The sequence below is a fragment of the Actinotalea caeni genome (genome assembly GCF_009733795.1).
Lineage (GTDB): Bacteria > Actinomycetota > Actinomycetes > Actinomycetales > Beutenbergiaceae > Pseudactinotalea > Pseudactinotalea caeni.
Map to the genome: position 1 here is coordinate 1 of NZ_WNXX01000049.1, position 774 is coordinate 774.

1 protein-coding gene is annotated in these 774 nt (G+C 67.4%); it reads right to left on the bottom strand.

Annotated elements, in window-relative coordinates; genetic code table 11:
* Window positions 1-685 (bottom strand): helix-turn-helix domain-containing protein (locus GPA02_RS18750; protein WP_156201962.1); only part of this gene is annotated, 685 nt, incomplete at its 3' end.
* Window positions 686-774: the final 89 nt, after the last annotated feature.

A 774-nucleotide genomic window follows, 5' to 3' on the forward strand; every position in this document is an offset into this window, starting at 1 on the left:
TGACCCGGGAGATCGTGACGCCGTGGTCGGCGAAGAACTCGGCGGCGGCGAGCAGGAACGCGGCGCAGGTCGTGCCCTTCTCGTCGGGCAGGATCTGCGCGAACGCGACGCGGGAGTGGTCATCGACCGCGACATGGACGTAGTCGAACCCGACCCGACGAGTGCGGCCGCCGTGGTGGTCGACCACCTGCGGGCCGTCGACGCGCCAGCCGCCGCCGTCGGGGATCCTGCCGAGTTTCTTGACATCGACATGGAGCAGATCGCCGGCGTTCGGGTGCTCGTATCGCAGCTCGGTTCGCCGGGAGGCGCGGATCCGCACCCCGGTGACCGGGTCGAGCTCGGACAGTCGCGGCAGCCCGGCCCTGGCGATCAACCGTGACACCGTCGATGGGCTGACCCCGGTGCGCTGGGCGATCTCATCGCGTCCCAGACGCTCCTCCTGCCGAAGCGACAGGACGGTATCGACGACTGCACCAGGCGTGGCACTAGGTGATCGTTTCGGGCGAGATGGCCGATCCAGCAACCCACCGGAGCCTTCCAAACGGAACCGTCGCACCCAACGGTGAGCGCACTGCCGCGAGACGCCGAGCTCCTTCGCGACATGCGACACCGGACGACCCGCAAGCACCCGCTGCACCAAGATCAAGCGACCGGCCGGAGCGAGCCGCGCATTACGGTGGACCAAGAGAAGGCCTCCCTCGAGTGACGTTGAACACCACTCAGAATGGAGGCCTTCTCCCTACATCCGTGTCACCAACGTGCTGACCGAGTACA